Annotated in this window: 13 protein-coding genes and 2 tRNA genes; 11 read left to right on the forward strand and 4 right to left on the reverse strand. The window is 64.9% G+C overall.

Annotation, left to right across the window (positions count from 1 at the left end):
• Positions 1-114: 114 nt before the first annotated feature.
• The 3 genes from BHE01S_RS24305 (at position 115) to oxlT (ending at position 4,542) form a co-directional block, all read left to right on the forward strand.
• Positions 115-1,683 carry a Re/Si-specific NAD(P)(+) transhydrogenase subunit alpha gene (locus BHE01S_RS24305; protein WP_042268585.1) on the forward strand — a complete coding sequence of 523 codons (1,569 nt, stop codon included), beginning with the start codon at positions 115-117 and terminating at the stop codon, positions 1,681-1,683.
• Between the two features lie 9 nt (positions 1,684-1,692).
• On the forward strand, positions 1,693-3,087 hold the full coding sequence (locus BHE01S_RS24310; protein WP_042268586.1) for an NAD(P)(+) transhydrogenase (Re/Si-specific) subunit beta: 1,395 nt from the start codon (positions 1,693-1,695) through the stop codon (positions 3,085-3,087).
• A 129-nt stretch (positions 3,088-3,216) separates the two neighbouring features.
• Positions 3,217-4,542 (forward strand): oxalate/formate MFS antiporter, encoded by a 1,326-nt coding sequence (gene oxlT / locus BHE01S_RS24315; protein WP_042268587.1) that lies wholly within the window; start codon positions 3,217-3,219, stop codon positions 4,540-4,542.
• 95 nt (positions 4,543-4,637) lie between these two features.
• Here the strand turns inward: oxlT and BHE01S_RS24320 are convergent.
• A tRNA-Leu gene (locus BHE01S_RS24320) sits at positions 4,638-4,724 on the reverse strand.
• 193 nt (positions 4,725-4,917) lie between these two features.
• A tRNA-Leu gene (locus BHE01S_RS24325) sits at positions 4,918-5,004 on the reverse strand.
• Between BHE01S_RS24325 and rnr the strand changes: the two genes are divergently transcribed.
• From rnr to BHE01S_RS24350, 5 genes are all read left to right on the forward strand, one after another.
• The gene (rnr, locus tag BHE01S_RS24330) at positions 4,977-7,862 is read left to right on the forward strand and encodes a ribonuclease R (RefSeq protein WP_407669547.1); all 2,886 of its coding nucleotides are present in this window, start codon (positions 4,977-4,979) and stop codon (positions 7,860-7,862) included. The two genes, BHE01S_RS24325 and rnr, sit on opposite strands and share 28 nt — an antisense overlap.
• A 219-nt stretch (positions 7,863-8,081) precedes the next feature.
• Entirely contained in the window at positions 8,082-8,825 is a 744-nt protein-coding gene (gene rlmB, locus BHE01S_RS24335) for a 23S rRNA (guanosine(2251)-2'-O)-methyltransferase RlmB (RefSeq protein WP_042268589.1), read from the forward strand.
• A gap of 130 nt (positions 8,826-8,955) precedes the next feature.
• Positions 8,956-9,651 (forward strand): ribose-5-phosphate isomerase RpiA, encoded by a 696-nt coding sequence (gene rpiA / locus BHE01S_RS24340; RefSeq protein ID WP_042268590.1) that lies wholly within the window; start codon positions 8,956-8,958, stop codon positions 9,649-9,651.
• 808 nt (positions 9,652-10,459) lie between these two features.
• Positions 10,460-11,053: a hypothetical protein gene (locus tag BHE01S_RS24345; RefSeq protein WP_042268591.1), complete on the forward strand. Its 594-nt coding sequence runs from the start codon at positions 10,460-10,462 to the stop codon at positions 11,051-11,053.
• A gap of 72 nt (positions 11,054-11,125) precedes the next feature.
• Complete coding sequence (locus BHE01S_RS24350) at positions 11,126-11,737, forward strand: hypothetical protein (RefSeq protein ID WP_042268592.1); 612 nt, start codon at positions 11,126-11,128, stop codon at positions 11,735-11,737.
• An 89-nt stretch (positions 11,738-11,826) separates the two neighbouring features.
• Here BHE01S_RS24350 and BHE01S_RS24355 read toward each other — a convergent pair whose 3' ends face one another.
• Positions 11,827-12,561: a Crp/Fnr family transcriptional regulator gene (locus BHE01S_RS24355; RefSeq protein ID WP_042268593.1), complete on the reverse strand. Its 735-nt coding sequence runs from the start codon at positions 12,559-12,561 to the stop codon at positions 11,827-11,829.
• A gap of 792 nt (positions 12,562-13,353) precedes the next feature.
• On the opposite strand from BHE01S_RS24355, the gene BHE01S_RS24360 reads away from it, so the two are divergent.
• The 3 genes from BHE01S_RS24360 (at position 13,354) to BHE01S_RS24370 (ending at position 17,163) form a co-directional block, all read left to right on the forward strand.
• A complete protein-coding gene (locus BHE01S_RS24360) occupies positions 13,354-14,913 on the forward strand; it encodes a mannose-1-phosphate guanylyltransferase/mannose-6-phosphate isomerase (protein ID WP_042268594.1) in 1,560 nt (519 codons plus the stop codon).
• Positions 14,914-15,287: 374 nt separating this feature from the next.
• Complete coding sequence (locus BHE01S_RS24365; protein ID WP_042268595.1) at positions 15,288-16,007, forward strand: FadR/GntR family transcriptional regulator; 720 nt, start codon at positions 15,288-15,290, stop codon at positions 16,005-16,007.
• A gap of 178 nt (positions 16,008-16,185) precedes the next feature.
• On the forward strand, positions 16,186-17,163 hold the full coding sequence (locus BHE01S_RS24370) for a Gfo/Idh/MocA family protein (protein WP_042268596.1): 978 nt from the start codon (positions 16,186-16,188) through the stop codon (positions 17,161-17,163).
• Positions 17,164-17,246: 83 nt separating this feature from the next.
• On the opposite strand, the gene BHE01S_RS24375 is transcribed toward BHE01S_RS24370, so the two are convergent.
• Positions 17,247-17,906, reverse strand: a complete 660-nt coding sequence (locus tag BHE01S_RS24375) for an amino acid ABC transporter permease (RefSeq protein ID WP_042268597.1) — start codon at positions 17,904-17,906, stop codon at positions 17,247-17,249.
• Positions 17,907-18,025 lie beyond the last annotated feature (119 nt).

Consider the following 18,025-nt stretch of genomic DNA (forward strand, 5'->3'; position numbering starts at 1 on the left):
GAGACGTTTCATGAAGTCGTGGCTACGCTTTCGGCGCGCCAGGTGTATTGGCGCGCCGCCGATTCCGTTTGTTCCCGCCGCAGCGCGCTCCTTTATGAAGCACGGAGGCGCAACATGGCGTTGACGATTGCGGTCCCCCGCGAGACACACGAAGGCGAACGACGCGTCGCGGCGACGCCGGAAAGCGTGGCACAACTAATCAAACTGGGCTATGTCGTCGAAATCGAAACGACGGCAGGCGTCAGGGCTTCTTACCCGGACGACGCCTACCGTGCGGCGGGCGCGCGCGTCGTAGACGACGCCCATGCGCTCTTGAGCGGCGCCGATATCGTCATCAAGGTGCGTGCGCCTTCGAGCGAAGAAGTACAGCGCCTGAAGCCTGGCGCCACGCTTATCGGCTTTATCTGGCCGGCACAAAACGCCACGCTGCTCGAACAACTGACGGCGCGCGAGGCAACGGTGCTCGCGATGGACTGCGTGCCGCGCATTTCGCGCGCGCAGAAGCTCGACGCGTTGAGTTCGATGGCGAACATGGCCGGCTATCGCGCGGTCGTCGAAGCGGCCCAGCATTTTGGCCGCGTTTTCACGGGGCAGATCACGGCGGCCGGCAAGATGCCGCCCGCCAAGGTGCTCGTGATCGGCGCGGGTGTGGCCGGGCTCGCGGCGATCGGCGCCGCGCGCGGTCTCGGCGCCATCGTGCGGGCGTTCGATACGCGCCCCGAAGTCGGCCAGCAGGTCGAAAGCATGGGCGCGGAGTTCCTGAGCATCGATATCGAGGAGGAGGGCGGCGGCACGGGCGGGTACGCCAAACAAATGAGCGCGAAGTTCATCGAAGCGGAGATGGCGCTTTTCGAGGCCCAGGCGCGCGATGTCGACATCATCATCACGACGGCGCTGATTCCAGGCAAGCCGGCGCCGCGCCTCATCGACGCGAAGACGGTGGCATGCATGCGCGCGGGCAGCGTGATCGTCGACATGGCGGCCGAGCAGGGTGGCAACTGCGAACTCACTCGCCCGGGTGAAGTCGTGAATGCGGACGGTGTGACCGTGATCGGTTACACGGATTTGCCAAGCCGCATGGCGAACCAGTCGAGCCAGCTCTACGCGACCAACATCCGCCATTTGCTGACCGATCTCACACCCGCAAAAGACGGTGAACTCTCGCTCGACATGGAGGACGTCGTGCAGCGCGGCACCACCGTCATGCAGCGTGGCCAGGTGTGCTGGCCGCCGCCGCCGGTGCAGGTTTCGACGACGCCGCAGGCGGCCACCGAGCCGAAGCCCGTTGCCGTCGCGAGCGGCAACGCGAAAGAAGCCAGCGCACAGGCCGCGCGCCGCAACGGCATCGGGTCGCTCGCGGTGCTGGTCGTTGCCGCGTTGCTGCTGCTCGCGCTCGGCGCGGTCGCGCCGAGCGCGTTCGTTGCGCACTTCACCGTGTTCGTGCTGGCCGTATTCGTCGGCTATCAGGTGGTCTGGAACGTCACGCCCTCGTTGCATACGCCGCTCATGAGCGTGACGAATGCGATCAGCGGGATCATCGTGATCGGCGCGTTGCTGCATCCGGGCAACGCCGGCACGATCGTGACCGTGCTGGCGGGCGTTGCGCTCGTCGTCGCGACCATCAACATCGCGGGCGGCTTTCTCGTCACCCAGCGCATGCTGAAGATGTTCCAACGGACCTGAGGAGACGTCATGCTCAACGGAATCGGCAACATGGCGTGGCTTGGCGCGGCGACGCTCTTCATCCTCAGCCTGCGCGGGCTGAGTCATCCTGCCAGCGCCCGGCGCGGCAATCTCTATGGCGTGACGGGCATGGTGATCGCCGTGCTCGCCACGCTGCTCGTCACGGGCGGCGCGGGCCTGCAAGTCGCGCTCATCGCCGCGCTGGTGGGCGGCGGGCTCGGCGCGGTACTCGCGCGCCGCGTGGAGATGACGCAGATGCCGCAGCTCGTCGCGGTGCTGCACAGCTTCGTCGGCCTGGCGGCCACGCTGATCGCCTTTGCGAACTTTCTCTCGCCCAGGGCCGCGATGAGCGGCGTAGAGCGCGCGATTCACGACACCGAGATTTATGTCGGCGCCTTCATCGGCACGGTCACGTTCAGCGGTTCGATTGTGGCGTTCCTGAAGCTGCAGGGCACGGTGAGCGGCAAGCCGCTCGTGCTGCCCGCGCGGCATCTGCTCAACGCGGTCGTGCTGGGCGCGTGCATCGCGCTCGGCTATCGCTTCGTCAGTGCTCCTGGCGCCGGCGACGCACTCTACGCGCTGATCGTGATGTGCGTGCTGGCGGCGGCGCTCGGGGTGCACCTCGTGATGGCGATCGGCGGCGCGGACATGCCCGTGGTGGTTTCGATGCTCAACAGCTATTCGGGCTGGGCGGCAGCGGCAACGGGCTTCATGCTCGACAACGATCTGCTCGTCACGACGGGGGCGCTGGTTGGATCGAGCGGCGCGATTCTCAGCTACATCATGTGCCGCGCGATGAATCGCAGTTTCGTTTCGGTGATCCTCGGCGGCTTCGGCGCGGTGAGCGCCACGGCAAGCGAAGCCCCGCAAGGCGAAGTCGTGGCGACCAGCGTGGACGAAGTCGGGTCGCTGTTGCGCGACGCGCAGGAGGTTGTGATCGTGCCGGGCTATGGCATGGCCGTCGCGCAGGCGCAAGGCACCATCAGCGAGATTACGCGGCGGCTGCGCGCGTTGGGCATTCGTGTGCGTTTCGGCATTCACCCCGTTGCGGGGCGCTTGCCGGGCCACATGAACGTGCTGCTCGCGGAAGCGAAGGTGCCTTACGATATCGTGCTCGAAATGGACGAAATCAACGAGGACTTCACGAGCACCGACGTCGTGCTCGTGATCGGCGCGAACGATATCGTCAATCCGGGCGCGCAGGAGGACGCGGGCAGCCCGATCGCCGGCATGCCGGTGCTGGAGGTGTGGAAGGCGCGCACCGTGGTCGTCTCCAAACGCAGCATGGCGACGGGTTATGCCGGCGTGGACAATCCGCTCTTCTATAAGGACAACACACGAATGCTGTTTGGCGATGCGAAGGGCAGCGTCGATGCGCTGCTGCGGCAACTCGAAGCGGCTTGACATTTGCAGCATGGCGCAGCGGACTTGCGTCCGCCGCGCTGGTTATAACGCGGGAAATGGCGCACGCATCGGCGTCGAGGCGATGTGAAACCAGCCCGCGCGATTTGACAACGGACGGAGACAGACAACGTGGCAAATACCGATCGCATCGATGGCGGCTACACGGCCCGGCGGCACAACCGCTGGGTGCAGCTCGTCGCCGGCATTCTCTGCATGGGACTCGTGGCGAACCTGCAATATGCGTGGACGCTTTTCGTCGTGCCGATGGACGCACGGCATCACTGGGGGCAGGCGGCGATCCAGCTCGCCTTTTCCCTTTTCATCGTGACGGAAACCTGGCTCGTGCCCGTTGAGGGCTGGCTGGTCGACCGTTTCGGCCCGCGCCCCGTGGTCATGGGCGGAGCGTGCTGCGTGGCGCTAGGCTGGGTGCTCGACGCATGGGCGCCCGCGCTGCCGGTGCTCTACGTCGCGGCAGTGATCTCGGGCATCGGCGCGGGCTGCGTGTACGGCACGTGCGTCGGCACCGCGCTCAAATGGTTTCCCGACCGGCGCGGTCTCGCCGCCGGCATGACCGCGGCAGGCTTTGGCGCAGGCGCGGCGCTCACGGTCATTCCGATCTCGAACATGATCCAGCGGTCCGGCTATGAGCGCGCATTCGTGTTCTTCGGACTCCTTCAGGGTGCCTGCATCATGGCGCTCGCGCTGGTGATGGTTCGGCCGAAGCCTCCCGCACACGCGGCGGGCATGAAGCGTATCGTGGCGACGAAGACCGACTATACGACGAAGCAAATGGTTCGCGCACCCGTATTCTGGGTGATGTACGCGATGTTCGTCTGCGTGGCGGCGGGCGGCATCATCGCAACGGCGCAGATCGGCCCGATCGCGAAGAGCTACGGTTTCGCGTCGATGCCGGTCACCCTGGTCGCGGCGACGCTGCCGCTGCTCACCATGACGCTCTCGATCAACAATCTCTGCAACGGCTTCACGCGGCCGTTGTGCGGGTTGATTTCGGATCGCATCGGCCGCGAAAATACGATGTTCATCACGTTTCTCGGCGAGGGGCTCGCGCTGCTGGGTTTGCGCGCGTTTGGCCACGACCCGTATCTCTTCATACTGTTCTCAGGGCTCGTGTTCCTGTTCTACGGCGATATTTTTTCGAATTTTCCGGCGACCTGCGCCGATACATTCGGGGCGAAATACGCGGCCGGCAATGCCGGCACGCTCTACACCGCGAAGGGCACCGCGGCAATGCTCGTGCCTGTCGCTACGCTGCTGGCGATTCACGGCGGCTGGAACATGGTGTTCGACATGGTTGCCTGCGTGGCAATGATGGCTGGCGTGAGCGCCAAGGTGATCTTGCAGCCGATGCGCCGACGCTGGATCTTTCAGTCGGGTGAGCAGGCGAGGATTGCCGATTCGGCGTTCGTTCCTTCGCCGCTAGGGTCGCATGAGTGAGCGCGTTTAACGCAAAACACGCAAAACAAAAAAGCCCGCAAAGTTGCGGGCTTTTTCGATGAATCCTGGGTACTGCCAGTTCTGCTTGAGAGACGTGGTGCCCAGGAGAGGACTCGAACCTCCACAGTGTTGCCACCGCCAGGACCTGAACCTGGTGCGTCTACCAATTCCGCCACCTGGGCACATCTTCAAGCTAGAAAGAAATTATGGCGCGATTTCGTGTGTCTGTCAATCGATCTTTTTACGAAAAACGTCATACCGGGAACGCCGCTGCTGTGTTTTGCGCAATGGCGGGGTAGTTGTACTCGCCGCTATCGCTCGAAATGGAATTGGCCCGAAATGAAAAAGGCCGGCGTGGAGCCGGCCTTTTGAATCTGGTGCCCAAGAGAGGACTCGAACCTCCACAGTGTTGCCACCGCCAGGACCTGAACCTGGTGCGTCTACCAATTCCGCCACCTGGGCAAGGTGTCGTTTGCTGTTCAACGTGTTGTGCAGCAAAGACCAAAATTATAGCGGGTGCAGGACGCCTGTCAAGCGTTTTGTGCGAGGCGCCGAAACGCGGCGGCCGAAGCGTTGCCGAGCGTGTCGGGTGGCCGTCTCATGGCGCCGCGAGGCCGTTCCCACGGCTCGTAGGGTGCGATGCGGGTGTTAGAATGCCTCGCAGAAGTTCCGCCGGCACAAGTACGGGATTCAGGTGCTGCGTGCAGCGTGGCGCACGCAGTGCGAGCGGTCAGGCAGTCCACGTACGGGCCGACAGATTGCAGCACTCGAAGACCGGGGCGCCGCCCGTATGGACTGCAAGTTCGGGCCGCGCACAATCCGACGTCCACGCAACGAGAACAACCATCGACAAGCCCTTGAGCAAATATCCGTATCCGATTCCCAGCCGCGAAGAGATTCTCGGCGTGCTGCGGACCAGCGACTCGCCCTGCACCGCGAACGATATCGCCGAGGCGCTCGCCATCAAGCGCCAGGAGCGTGAAGGGTTCTTCAGGCGGCTCGCCGCCATGGAACGCGACGGGCAGATCCGGCTCGACGCGCGCGGCCACTACCAGCTCGCCCATCCTTCGAATTTCGTCGCGGGCCGCGTGCAGGGGCATCGCGACGGCTACGGCTTCCTCGTGCGCGACGACGGCCAGGACGACCTGTTCCTGCCGCAAGGCGAAATGCAGAAGGTCATGCACAACGACCGCGTGCTCGCGCGCATCGTCGGCTATGACCGGCGCGGGCGGCCGGAAGGGCATATCGTCGAAGTCACCGACCGTGCGAACCGCAGTGTCATCGGGCGCCTGCTCAACGAGAACGGCGCGCTGATCGTCGCGCCGGAAGACAAGCGCATCGGCCACGATATCCTCGTCACGCAGAATCCCAAGAAGGCCAAGGTCGGCCAGGTCGTGGTCGTCGAACTCACCGACTTCCCCAGCCGCCATTCGCAGCCGCTCGGCCGGGTGATGGAAGTGCTCGGCGACATCGACGATCCGGGCATGGAGATCGAGATCGCCGTGCGTAAGTACGGCGTGCCGCACGAGTTCAGCAAGCCCGCGCTCGACGAAGCCGCGAAGCTGCCCGACGCCGTGCGCCCGACCGACATTCGTTATCGCGTGGACTTGCGCGACGTGCCGCTCGTCACCATCGACGGCGAAGATGCGCGCGACTTCGACGACGCCGTGTATTGCGAGCCGATGCAGGTCGGCCGTGGCGAGGGTTTTCGCCTGATCGTCGCCATCGCCGACGTCTCGCATTACGTGCTGCCGGGCAGCGGACTCGATGTGGACGCGATCGAGCGCAGCACGTCGGTGTACTTCCCGCGCCGCGTGATTCCGATGCTGCCCGAGAAGCTCTCGAACGGGCTCTGTTCGCTCAATCCGCACGTCGACCGCTGTGTGCTCGTGTGCGACATGGTGATCACCGCACGCGGCGAGATCAAGGCGTATCAGTTCTATCCGGGCGTCATGCATTCGGCCGCGCGCCTCACGTATACCGAAGTCGCGGCGGTGCTGACCAACACCAAGGGCCCCGAGGCCACGCGCCGCGCGGCGCTGCTGCCGCAACTGCAGAATCTGTATGGCGTGTACAAGTCGCTCTTCGCGGCGCGCCAGAAGCGCGGCGCGATCGATTTCGACACGACCGAGACGTATATCGTCTGCAATGCGCAAGGCAAGATCGAGCAGATCGTGCCGCGCCAGCGCAACGACGCGCACAAGCTGATCGAAGAGTGCATGCTCGCGGCCAACGTGTGCGCGGCCGACTTCATGAAGCGCCACAAGCACCCGGGCCTGTACCGCGTACATGCGGGGCCGACCGCCGAAAAGCTCGAAAACCTGCGCACCTTCCTGCGCGGCATGGGCCTTACGCTCGGCGGCGGCGACACGCCGCACGCGAGCGATTACGCCGCGCTGATGGCGCACATCCGCGACCGGCCCGACGCGCAGATGCTGCAGACCATGCTGCTGCGCTCGATGCAGCAGGCGGTGTACAGCCCGGACAATATCGGCCACTTCGGTCTTGCCTACGAGGCTTACGCGCACTTCACGAGCCCGATTCGCCGCTATCCCGACCTGCTCACGCACCGCGCGATCTACGCGATCCTGCAGGGCAAGAAGTACCAGCCGCAGGCGCCCGAGGGCGTCGAGCTCAATACCGCGCTCTCCCCGCGCGCCCGCGCGCTGCAGGCCGAGGACGAGGAAAAGCGCGGCAAGCGCGCCCGGGGCGCCAACACGGCGATCTGGGAGGAACTGGGCCTGCACTGCTCGGCGAACGAGCGCCGCGCCGACGAAGCCTCGCGCGATGTCGAGGCCTGGCTCAAGTGCTACTTCATGCGCGACAAGCTCGGCGAAGAGTATGGCGGGATGGTGAGCGGCGTGACGTCGTTCGGCATTTTCGTGCAGCTCGACGCGCTCTTCATCGAAGGCCTCGTGCACGTGACGGAACTGGGTTCGGATTACTTCCAGTACGACGAGATCAAGAACGAGCTGCGCGGCGAGCGCACGGGCATTCGCTATCGCCTGTCGGACCGCGTGCGCGTGCAGGTGAGCCGCGTGGATCTCGACGCGCGCAAGATCGACTTCCGCCTCGTGCGCGATACGCCCGTGAAGCCGGGCGGCAACCGGCCGATGCCGGTCGACAAGGGCGGCATGGAGGGGGGGCCACGCGTGCGTGCGCTGCCGGGCGGCGACATGGCGCGCCAGAAGAAGGCAGCGCCGGCGCCGAATGTCGCGGTGAAGGAGGCGCGCGCGGCACGCGGCGCCGCCAAGACCGCGAAGAAGCGCTCGGCCGTGAAGCCGACGCCCAAGAAGCAGGCGCCGCGCAAGAAGCGCTGAGCGCCGTGCATGCGCAGCGCCAACGCGCTGCGCAGCCGTTGCATATCCGGGCCGCGCCGCCGTGCGCGCGCCCGGTTTTTTCACTTGCATGACGCGCCGGGTTTGGCCATATGAAGGCGCGGCTTGCCTACGCCGGACCGCACGACGCGGCCGGCTGACTATCGTTGCCGGCGGCGCCGTGTCTGCGCTGCAAAACGTTCATCAGGGGTTGTCTCAGTCATGTCACGTCTCAAGGTTCTTTACGGGTTTCATGCGGTGACCGCACGCTTGCGGCACGACGCGTCCACGGTCGAGGATGTCTACTACGATCCGACGCGCCGCGACCGCCGCATGCAGGACTTCCTGCACACCGCGAAGGAAGCCGGCGCGCGCGTGATCGCAGCCGACGAAACGCGCCTCTGGGGTCTCGCGCATACGGAGCGTCACCAGGGCGTAGTGGCGCGCGTGCACGATCTGCCGCTCGCGCAGAACCTCGCGGAGCTGCTCGACGGCATCCAGGGCTCGCCGCTCTTGCTCGTGCTCGACGGCGTGACCGATCCGCACAATCTCGGCGCGTGCCTGCGCGTGGCCGACGCGGCCGGCGCGCACGCGGTGATCGCTCCGCGCGACCGTGCCGTGGGTTTGAACGCCACGGCCGCGAAGGTGGCGAGCGGCGCGGCGGATACCGTGCCCTACATCACCGTGACGAATCTCGCGCGTGCGCTGCGCGAGCTCAAGGACGCGGGCATCTGGGTAGTCGGCACCGCCGGCGACGCGAGCGCGAGCCTCTACGAGACGAAGCTCGACGGTCCGGTCGCGCTCGTGCTGGGCGCCGAAGGCGAGGGCATGCGCCGCCTCACGCGCGAAACCTGCGACGAAGTCATGCAGATTCCGATGGCAGGCACGGTCGAAAGCCTGAACGTCTCGGTGGCTTCGGGCGTGTGCCTGTTCGAAGCGGTGCGCCAACGCTCGGCGGCGCGCTGATCGCCCAGCCGCCCATCGATCAACAATCAATCGCCTGTCGCGCGATCCTGCGAGATGCGGGCAGCCCGTGCCCGCATCTCCGGTAAACTATGCGGATTCCGCGTTTTTCTCCTCCTCGGGCTGTACTCCCATGACTCAAGACGAACTCAAGCAACTGGTCGGTCAGGCCGCCGCCGACTATGTCAACGCGAACGTGCCGGAAGGCGCCGTGATCGGCGTCGGCACGGGCTCTACCGCGAACTGTTTCATCGACGCGCTCGTGGCGAGCAAGGGCCGCTACCGCGGCGCCGTGTCGAGCTCGGTGGCGACCACCGCGCGCCTGGAAGCGCACGGCTTCAGGATTTTCGACCTCAACGAGATCGAATCGCTGCCCGTGTACGTGGACGGCGCCGATGAAATCGACGGCGCCGGCGCCATGATCAAGGGCGGCGGCGGCGCGCTCACGCGCGAGAAGATCGTCGCGTCGGTGTCGGACGTGTTCGTCTGCATCGCCGATGCGAGCAAACGCGTCGACGTGCTCGGCCGGTTTCCGCTGCCCATCGAAGTCGTGCCGATGGCGCGCACGGCCATTGGCCGCCGCGTGACGGCGCTCGGCGGCGTGCCGGTGCTGCGCGTGCAAAAGGACGGCTCGCCCTTTATCACCGACAACGGCAACGAGGTCCTCGACGTCAAGGGCCTGCGCATCAGCGACCCTCGCACGCTCGAGGCGCATGTCAACGCATGGCCGGGCGTGGTGACTGTGGGTCTGTTCGCCGCGCGCGGCGCGGACTTCTGCCTGCTCGGCGGTGAAACCGGTGTGGAGCGCATCGAATACCGCAAGGCCTGAGCGGCCTCGCGCGAGCGGCGCGTGCAACAGGCTTGCGCCGATTTTGCCTGTGCGTTGCCGCTCTTAATTCCGGCAGGCCTGCGTGGCCTGCCGAACCGAAAGTCGCGATTAATCATTAAAAGAAAGCGATTTTCCGGATCTGGTTGTCCGTGCATCCATCTGAAACTTCAATTCGCCTTTCGATTATTTTTGAAAGAAAATTCCCGAATTCAAGGCCTTCGCAATTCACTACGTTGAGAACCGCACACAAAGCGCGCGAATGACGTAGCAATAGTCTGACTGTCTGGGATATAAATTCAACCGTCCGGCGATGTTATGCAAACGGTTCGCTAAAAGAGACGTTGAAGCGACCGGACGGGGAGGGCGGCGTGCCGAAATGCGCAGCGGCTCGAGCGTTTCTGTCAGGCAGTGCGTCGCGTGGTTGGCGTACGCCGCGCGGCATACGGGGAAATAATGACAACAGCAGGTGCTGGACGATTTGCATCGGACTACTATTCAGTAGGGTCCGCGAAACGTACGGGGTTCTACGAGGTATTCCTTTCTGTTATCCAGATTTTCAATCCTGTATGACCGCCTGATTTACGCGAATGCGTAAAGCCTGAGGGTGTTCTGTGCGCGAGTTCTATCTGGTGACTCCGTTAAACGGTCTCCCCGATATCGGGCTGGTCCGCGGGGATATTCGCGCGTTTTAAATGCAGTGATTTTATCGGCATTGCAATTGAAGTCGTGTTAAATGCGCCCGCGCTATCAGGGGGCGTGCGGGCGCATTCATCCAACGTTCCCCTGCTTTATCAGGAAGACCATAATCATGAAGAAGATTCAGGCCATTTCGCTCGCCGCCATGCTTTCTCTCGGTTCGGCTGCCGCATTTGCTGGCGGTCCCGGCGGTATGGGCGCGCCGTCTTCGTCCACCACGTCGGCGGTAGGCGCAGCGGGCGTCGGTTTTGGCTCAACGGCACTCACGTCGAACTCGACCTCGTCGGTCAACGGCAGCTTCACGTCGGCGCTGACGGTGCCGGGTCATATCGACGCTACCGTGTCGCAAGGCAACCAGTCGTTCTCGAACGCGAGCCTCACGTTTGGTTCGAGCTACACGACGCAAAACGGCAACTCGCAGACCTACGGCCAGACGGCTAACGGTTACGTTGGCCAGACCGGCACGACGACCACGAACCAGAATTCGTCGACGCTCGGCTTCACGAGCGCCACGCAGTCGGGTTCGCAGAACTTCAACTCGTCGGTGATCGACACGTCGTTCGCAGGTTCCGGCGGCAGCTACGGCGGCTCGGGTTTCATGTCGAACGCGACCGCGAACGGTACCGGCACGGCCAATGCAGACGGCGGCGTCGGCATCGTTGCAGCGGGCGGTTCGGGTTCGCTCACGGGCGGCATGCACTGGTAATCGGAACGGGTCAGCCGTTCACTAGCGCGTCGGATGGGGGGCGCAGCCCCCTTTCCGTTCACGGAGAGAAGAATGAGCAAGCTGAAACAAAAAATGGCCGTTGCCGGGGTGTTGCTGTACGCAGGTGCCGCGTGGGCGCAAACCACGCCGACGATGACATCGGGGACCACGTCCACGTCGAGCCAGACGAGCACCGTTGCCAATACCGTCGTATTGCCGGGCGGCGGGACGTCGGACGTCACGTACCACGGCGGTTACGATGTGCGCACGACGCCCACGGTCTACGCGCCGGCCTTGACGGCCTCGGTGACCGAGACCTGCTGGGGCAGCATTTCCGCCGCGGTGTCGGTGGTGGGCGTGGGCGCGACGGCCGCGGGCACCATCAAGGATATGGATTGCAACAAGCGCCTGAATGCGGCCGTGGCATGGCGCATGGACCGCAAGGACATTGCGTTCAACATCATGTGTCAGGAAGACGATTTCCGTGAGGCCGCCGCGCTGACCGATCATCCTTGCGGCGACAATCGCAAGGTCGCGAAGAGCGACGGCGCGCCCGTGCAATTGCGCAACGCCGATACGAGCCCGGATCCGAAGCTTCAGGAGCCGACCGATCCGTTCGTGCGCGAACGCGAGAATTTGCCCGCGTTGCCGCTTGCGCAGGCGCTCGTGCCTGCGACCCGTTGACATTGAGAGCCGCAGGGCTGAAGAGATAAAGGGTGCGCTCCTGTTCCCTTCAGCCAGTGCGGCGAGACAGGATCGATTCGATCACGCGCTCACGCGAGCGTTTCCGCCTGGTGCAGGCGCGGCAGCAGCCGGTCGAATTCGCGCCGCACGAGCCCGTAGCACTCGCAGGCACGAGCTTCGAGGCCCGCGCGATCGAGCACGCGGATATGGCCGCGGCTGTGATGGATCAGGCCTTCGTCGTGCAGCTTGCCGGCGGCTTCGGTGATACCTTCGCGGCGCACGCCGAGCATGTCGGCGATCAGCTGCTGCGTCACGCTGAGATCGTTGGACGCCACGCGGTCCACTTCGATCAGGAGCCAGCGGCACAACTGCTTGCTGAGCGAGTGGTGACGATTGCACGCAGCGGTTTGTGCGACCTGCGTGAGCAGCGCGTGCATGTAAAGCAGCATGAGGCGGCGCAGGAAGTCCGAGCGCGCGAATTGCTGCTTGAGGGCTTGCGCGCTCATGCGATAGGCGAAGCCCGCGCATTGCACCTGCACGCGATTCGGCATCGTTTCGCCGCCCGTGAGCACGGGCACGCCGGTCATGCCTTCGCGGCCGACCGCCGCGATTTCGACCGAGCTGCCGTCTTCCATCGTCGAGAGCAGCGAGACGATCGCGGTGGTCGGAAAGTAGACATGATGAATGCGCTGGCCGGAATCGCAAATCAACTGTTCCGTGCGCAGATGAACGAGTTCGAGGTGCGGGGCGAGAGCCTGCCATTCATGCGATGGGAGGGCGCCCAGCAGATGGTTGCCGTGAAGATCGGATTGAAGGGTTAACATGACTGGTCCTCGTGTGAAGCGGCGCGAGCCGCCTCCTGTTTTTTGATTCCGTTCGCCGAACTCGTTGTTGTCTGCCGCTTCCCGTGCGGCTTATGTGTTCGTCGTGCCGGCCCCATAGTCCCGCTTGTTTGTGCGCTTTCCTGCTTTCCCGCTCTGTCCTGCCTGGGCCCACTCGCTTGCGTTTGTGCGCGGTTTCGGTTGTCCGCGTCTGCGCTCGTGTGGCGATCCCTCTTTAGCAGGGTGTGTGCCAGTCAGTGCGAAAGCACGCATTCAAGCGGCTGAGCGAGAGTCGGTCATGCGGCAGCGCGGCGTAACGCCGCATTTTTGTTTCACTTTTGTACGGCGACCTTGCGGGCCGCCGCGCCGCACATCCCCTTTTTGAAAGTCGCAAGCCAATGATTCAATTGAATTATTTCTCATGGCGACCGGGGGATTCAGAAATGGCTCCTCGCTGAAACATGCATCGGAGGCGACTCGTGCCGTGGCCCAAAAAACAAGCGGTTTTGATTCAGTTCTGTTGCAACGCAGCCGAAGCCGGCGAAAAAACGTTCGGCGCTGAAACATCGCGCGCGAGTGGCTTTGCGGTGCCCCCGCCGGTGCGCATGCGGTCAGTGTGGGTATGCGTACAGATTGGCATGCCGAGGTTTGCTCCAATGAGGTCCGTAAAAAGCCTCAAGGCTTCGCGAGGCTTGAGAGGTCGGGGAAGCGCGTGACGCTTCGGGCGAGCCCGCCGGCAGGCAGGCTCGGCATTCGTCGACGTGACCCGGCGTATTTCAACGGGGAGTTCATTGCATGAATCAGCTCGTGACGCCTGACGGCTTGATCGCGGCAGCCAATGAAGCCGAGGTTGCGCTCATCGTTCAGCCCGTGGTGCTGGCCGGGGGCTCGGGCACGCGGCTTTGGCCGCTCTCGCGCGAGCATTGCCCGAAACAGCTGATCGATCTGCTCGACGGCGAGTCGCTGCTCGAAGCCACGGTGCGGCGGCTCGACGGGGTGTATGCCGGCGCGGGCGCGGCAATCCGCAAGGCCGCGCCTGTGGTCGTGAGCAGCGAGGAACTGCGGCTCATGACCGTCGACCGGCTCGGCCGCAGCGGCACGCCCGCTCGCGTCGTGCTCGAACCGGTTGCGCGCAACACGGCGCCCGCGCTCACTGTGGCGGCGCTGGCGGCGCGCGCTGGGTACGAGGCGGCGCTGGCCCGCGACGGCGCGGATGCGGCATACGACAGCGACCCCGTGCTCATCGCCATGCCGGCGGACCACCTGATTGCGGATCGCGCGGCGTTTGCCGCCGCGCTCGAGGAAGCGGTGGGGTACGCGGCGCGCGGCGCGATCGTCACGCTGGGCGTGCCGCCGCAGCGCGCGGAGACCGGCTACGGGTATATCGGCGCGGGTGCGGCGCTCGGCGCAAGCGGCGCACGGGTGATCGAGCGGTTCGTGGAAAAGCCGGGCGCCGAACTCGCGGCGAGTTACGTGGCCTGCGGCGATTACCTCTGGAATAGCGGCATCTTCGTGGTGCGCGCATCGGTCTGGCTCGCCGCGATTGCGCATTGCCGGCCGGCTATCGCGGCGCAATGCGCGGCCTCGTTCGAGGCGGCCGCCATCGACGCCGACGGCAGCGTGCACCTCGATGCCGCGGCGTTCGCTGCGTGCCCGTCCGACTCCATCGACTACGCGGTGATGGAGTCGCTCGGCGCCGACGCGCGGCTCACGGGCGTGGTCGTGCCGCTCGTGGCCGGCTGGTCCGACGTAGGCGCGTGGGATGCGGTGTGGCAGGTGTCGAACAAGGACGGGAGCGGCAATGTGGCCCGCGGGCGCGTGATGTTCGAAGACGTGACGGACACGTTCGCGCATTCGGACGGAAGGCTCGTGGCCTGCGTGGGCGTGCACGGCGTGGTGGTCGTCGAAACGGCCGACGCGGTCCTCGTCGCGGCGAGAGATCGCGTGCAGGACGTCAAGGCGATCGTGGGCAAGCTCAGGCAGGAGCGCAGCGCGGTCGCGCAGCATCACCGGCGCGTGGAGCGGCCATGGGGCTGCTACGACTCGCTCGATCAGGGCGAACGCTTCCAGGTCAAGCGCATCGTCGTGAAGCCGGGCGGGAGGCTGTCGCTGCAGATGCATCATCACCGCGCGGAGCACTGGACCGTGGTGCGCGGCACGGCGCGCGTCACGCGCGGCGAAGAGGTTTTCCTGCTTTCGGAAAACGAATCGACCTACATTCCGCTGGGCGTCAGACACCGGCTGGAGAACCCGGGCAAGACGCCGCTCGAGATCATCGAGGTGCAGTCGGGCGCTTATCTGGGCGAAGACGACATCGTTCGATTCGACGATGAGTACGGCCGGATACAACGTTGAACAGGCGCAACGTTGAACGGCACGACGTTGGAGCGCGCGCGAAAAAGCGTGCGTAGAAGAAACATGCACGCCGGCATCCCTGTATATGCACAGCCAGGGACTGCCGATCGATTTGAAACCAGTTGAAAGCGTGTCGATTGAAGTAAGTGGGCGATTCATACGATCGCCTTACAAAAACAGCGGCGCAAGGGCTGATGGAACACGCGTAAATACGAACACGATGCGTGCGCGCAAGCCTCATGTCAGGAGATATCCTGGCTGGCGAATTATGCGAAGCGCATGGCAACGTAACACCTAAGTTCGACGACGCACGAGGGCCCGCGCAGTATCCGGCAAACATGGGCGACAACGCCCACATCGGGGGGGGTAGGGTCATGGAACTGGGGAACAAGGAACGTTCGCTCGTCAGCAAGGTGATGGACGGGCTGATTTCAGGCATCGTCGAGGAGCGGTATGGCGCCGTGCTGCCGCCGCAGGACATCCTCTCGAAGGAGTTCGATGTGAGCCGCACGGTGATGCGCGAGGCGCTCTCCATGCTGCTCGCGCGTCACATGCTCGACGTGCGGCCGAAAATCGGCACGCGCATCCGGCCCATGCGCGACTGGCGCATGATCGACGAGGACGTCGTGAACTGGCGTTTCCGTTCGAAACCGGACAAGACGTTTTTGCGCGACGTGATCGAGTTTCGCGGCCTGATCGAACCGGCGGCGTGCGCGCTCGCGGCCACGCGCGCAAGCGCGGCGGACATTGCCGGCATCCGCGAGGCGTTTGAGGCCTTGCGCCAGACGAGTAGCGACGATCCGGGTTTCCAGAGCGCCGACGCGCTTCTGCACACGCGCATCCTCGCGGCGAGCGGAAATCAGTTTTATCAGCAGATGGCGGCGATCATTCGTGGCGCGCTCTCGCTCGTGAATCCGATTCTCAGCACGCGTGACGGCGGCTGGAGCAACGTCGTGGCGGCGCATGGGCGCATCGTCGATGCGATCGAACGGCGTGCGCCGAAAGAGGCCGAAGCGGCCGCGCTCGCCATGATCGAATACACCGCCGACGAACTCACTCGCGCGCTCGCGCCCGAGGCGCTGGAGCAGCGCTAAGGCCGTTGGCGGCACCGCTTCGCTCGCGTTGGACCGCGCGTTGCGCGCGGACCCGCGCGAGCGCATTGCAGCGCGCAGCGTGTGCCGGTATCGTGCGTGTCTTTGGGTGCGCCGCGCGTGACGTGCGTGATGTACGTGATGCGGCGGCCCTGGACCTCACAGCCGGAGCACGCAGCACATGAGCGAAACACAAACGATACGTTGGGGCATCGTCGGCGCGGGCCGTATTGCGCACCGCTTCGCGCAGGGCGTCGCGCACGTGCCGCATGCACGCGTCGAAGCGGTCTGGTCGCGGCGCGCGGCCACCGCGCAGGCGCTTGCCGCCACCTGCGGCGCACAGGCGTGCGAGAGCGTGGATGCGCTGTTCGCGAGCGGCATCGACGCCGTGTATATCGCCACGATGCAGGACAGTCACGCCCGGTACGCCGTTGCCGCGCTCGAAGCCGGCCTGCCCGTGTTGTGCGAAAAGCCCGCCACCGTCAACGGCGTACAGCTCGAACGCGTGCTCGACGCGGCGCGCCGCGCGCAACGCCTCTTTATGGAGGCGATGAAGCCGCCGTTTTATCCCCTCTATCAAAAGTTGCGTGCGCAACTTGACGCCGATCCCATCGGGCCGGTGGGGCTCGTGCGCGCGGGGTGTTCGGTGGCCAGCGTGCCGGCCGGCCACCCCTCGCTTTCGTTCGAACAGGCGGGCGGGGCGCTGCTCGACATCGGCGTGTACGAAATGTTCCTTGCCGTCGACTGGCTCGGCGCGCCGCGCGAGGTGCAGACCGTTGGCCGCCTCGGCTCGACGGGCGTGGATACCTTCGCGAGTCTCAATTGCCAGCATGAGCGCGGCATCGCGCAGCTATTCTGCGGGCTCGATCTGCACGGCTATGGCGACGCGCTGCTGGCGGGGCCGCTCGGCAACGTGACGATACACGCGAACTGGTGGAATCCGGCGCGCGCGACGGTGCGTTATGTGGATGGCCGCGTCGTCGAACTCGACGAGCCGTTCGAGGGCGGTGGCCTCAACTACGAGACTGCGCACTTCTGCGAACTGCTGCGCGCGGGTGCGCTGGAAAGCCCGGTGATGACGCACGACACCTCGCGCCGCATGCTCGCCATGGCAGACGCCGCTCGTGCGGCGCTCGGGCTGCGTTTTCCCTGCGAGTGACAAGCTCGATGGCGGCTTGAAAGCGGCACGGCCCGCATGTGCGGGCCGTGCATGAAAACGCGCGTGAGGTCAGGCTCGCAAGCTCAGTGGCGCGCAGGCAGTGCGAGGCGCCTTTCGTACCAGTGCTGCACCCATTCGAGCACCTGGCAAAGCACCCAGTACACGGCGGCCGCCGCGAGATAGAGCGGCAGCGGCTGATACGTCGAAGCGATGATTTCCTGCGCGCTGCGCAGCAGTTCCGTCACGGTGATGACCGAAACGAGTGACGTGTCCTTGATGAGGCTGATGAGGCTGTTCGAGAGGCTCGGCACCGCGATGCGCAGGGCCTGCGGTGCGATCACGTAGCGCAGGGTCTGGCTGCGCGAGAGGCCGAGGCTATAGGCCGCGAGCCACTGACCGCTATGAATGCCGAGAATCGCGCCGCGCATGCTCTCCGAGAGATATGCCGCCACGTTCGCGGAAAGCGCGATCACGCCTGCGGGCGTCGGGTCGAGCGAGATGCCGATGCTCGGCAATCCGTAATAAATGACGAAGATCTGCACGAGCAGCGGCGTGCCGCGCATCAAGCTCACATACACGCGTGCGATGAACACGAGCGCGCGGTTCGAGCTGATGCCCATGAGCGCGAGCACGGCACCGCCGATGAGCCCGAAGATCATCGAAAGCACGGCGAACTTGACCGTCAGCACCGCGCCCTGTGCGAGCACCGGCAGCGACTGGATGATGAGCGTATAGATGGGCATGGGCGTAGGTAGCGAATTGAAGTGGCGCGTTTTGCAATGGATGCAGATGTGCGAAGGGCGGCATCGTGCGATGCCGCCCTTCGCGTCAGCCGGACTGTGCGGCGCTCGCGATCATTGCC

Source organism: Paraburkholderia heleia NBRC 101817, assembly GCF_000739775.1.
Lineage (GTDB): Bacteria > Pseudomonadota > Gammaproteobacteria > Burkholderiales > Burkholderiaceae > Paraburkholderia > Paraburkholderia heleia.

Coding starts and splice junctions, on each gene's coding strand:
- BHE01S_RS24305 (WP_042268585.1), top strand. CDS start 115: ATGGCGTTGACGATTGCGGTCCCCCGCGAGACACACGAAGGCGAACGA.
- BHE01S_RS24310 (WP_042268586.1), top strand. CDS start 1,693: ATGCTCAACGGAATCGGCAACATGGCGTGGCTTGGCGCGGCGACGCTC.
- rlmB (WP_042268589.1), top strand. CDS start 8,082: ATGTCACGTCTCAAGGTTCTTTACGGGTTTCATGCGGTGACCGCACGC.
- rpiA (WP_042268590.1), top strand. CDS start 8,956: ATGACTCAAGACGAACTCAAGCAACTGGTCGGTCAGGCCGCCGCCGAC.
- BHE01S_RS24345 (WP_042268591.1), top strand. CDS start 10,460: ATGAAGAAGATTCAGGCCATTTCGCTCGCCGCCATGCTTTCTCTCGGT.
- BHE01S_RS24350 (WP_042268592.1), top strand. CDS start 11,126: ATGAGCAAGCTGAAACAAAAAATGGCCGTTGCCGGGGTGTTGCTGTAC.
- BHE01S_RS24355 (WP_042268593.1), bottom strand. CDS start 12,561: ATGTTAACCCTTCAATCCGATCTTCACGGCAACCATCTGCTGGGCGCC.
- BHE01S_RS24360 (WP_042268594.1), top strand. CDS start 13,354: ATGAATCAGCTCGTGACGCCTGACGGCTTGATCGCGGCAGCCAATGAA.
- BHE01S_RS24365 (WP_042268595.1), top strand. CDS start 15,288: ATGGAACTGGGGAACAAGGAACGTTCGCTCGTCAGCAAGGTGATGGAC.
- BHE01S_RS24370 (WP_042268596.1), top strand. CDS start 16,186: ATGAGCGAAACACAAACGATACGTTGGGGCATCGTCGGCGCGGGCCGT.
- BHE01S_RS24375 (WP_042268597.1), bottom strand. CDS start 17,906: ATGCCCATCTATACGCTCATCATCCAGTCGCTGCCGGTGCTCGCACAG.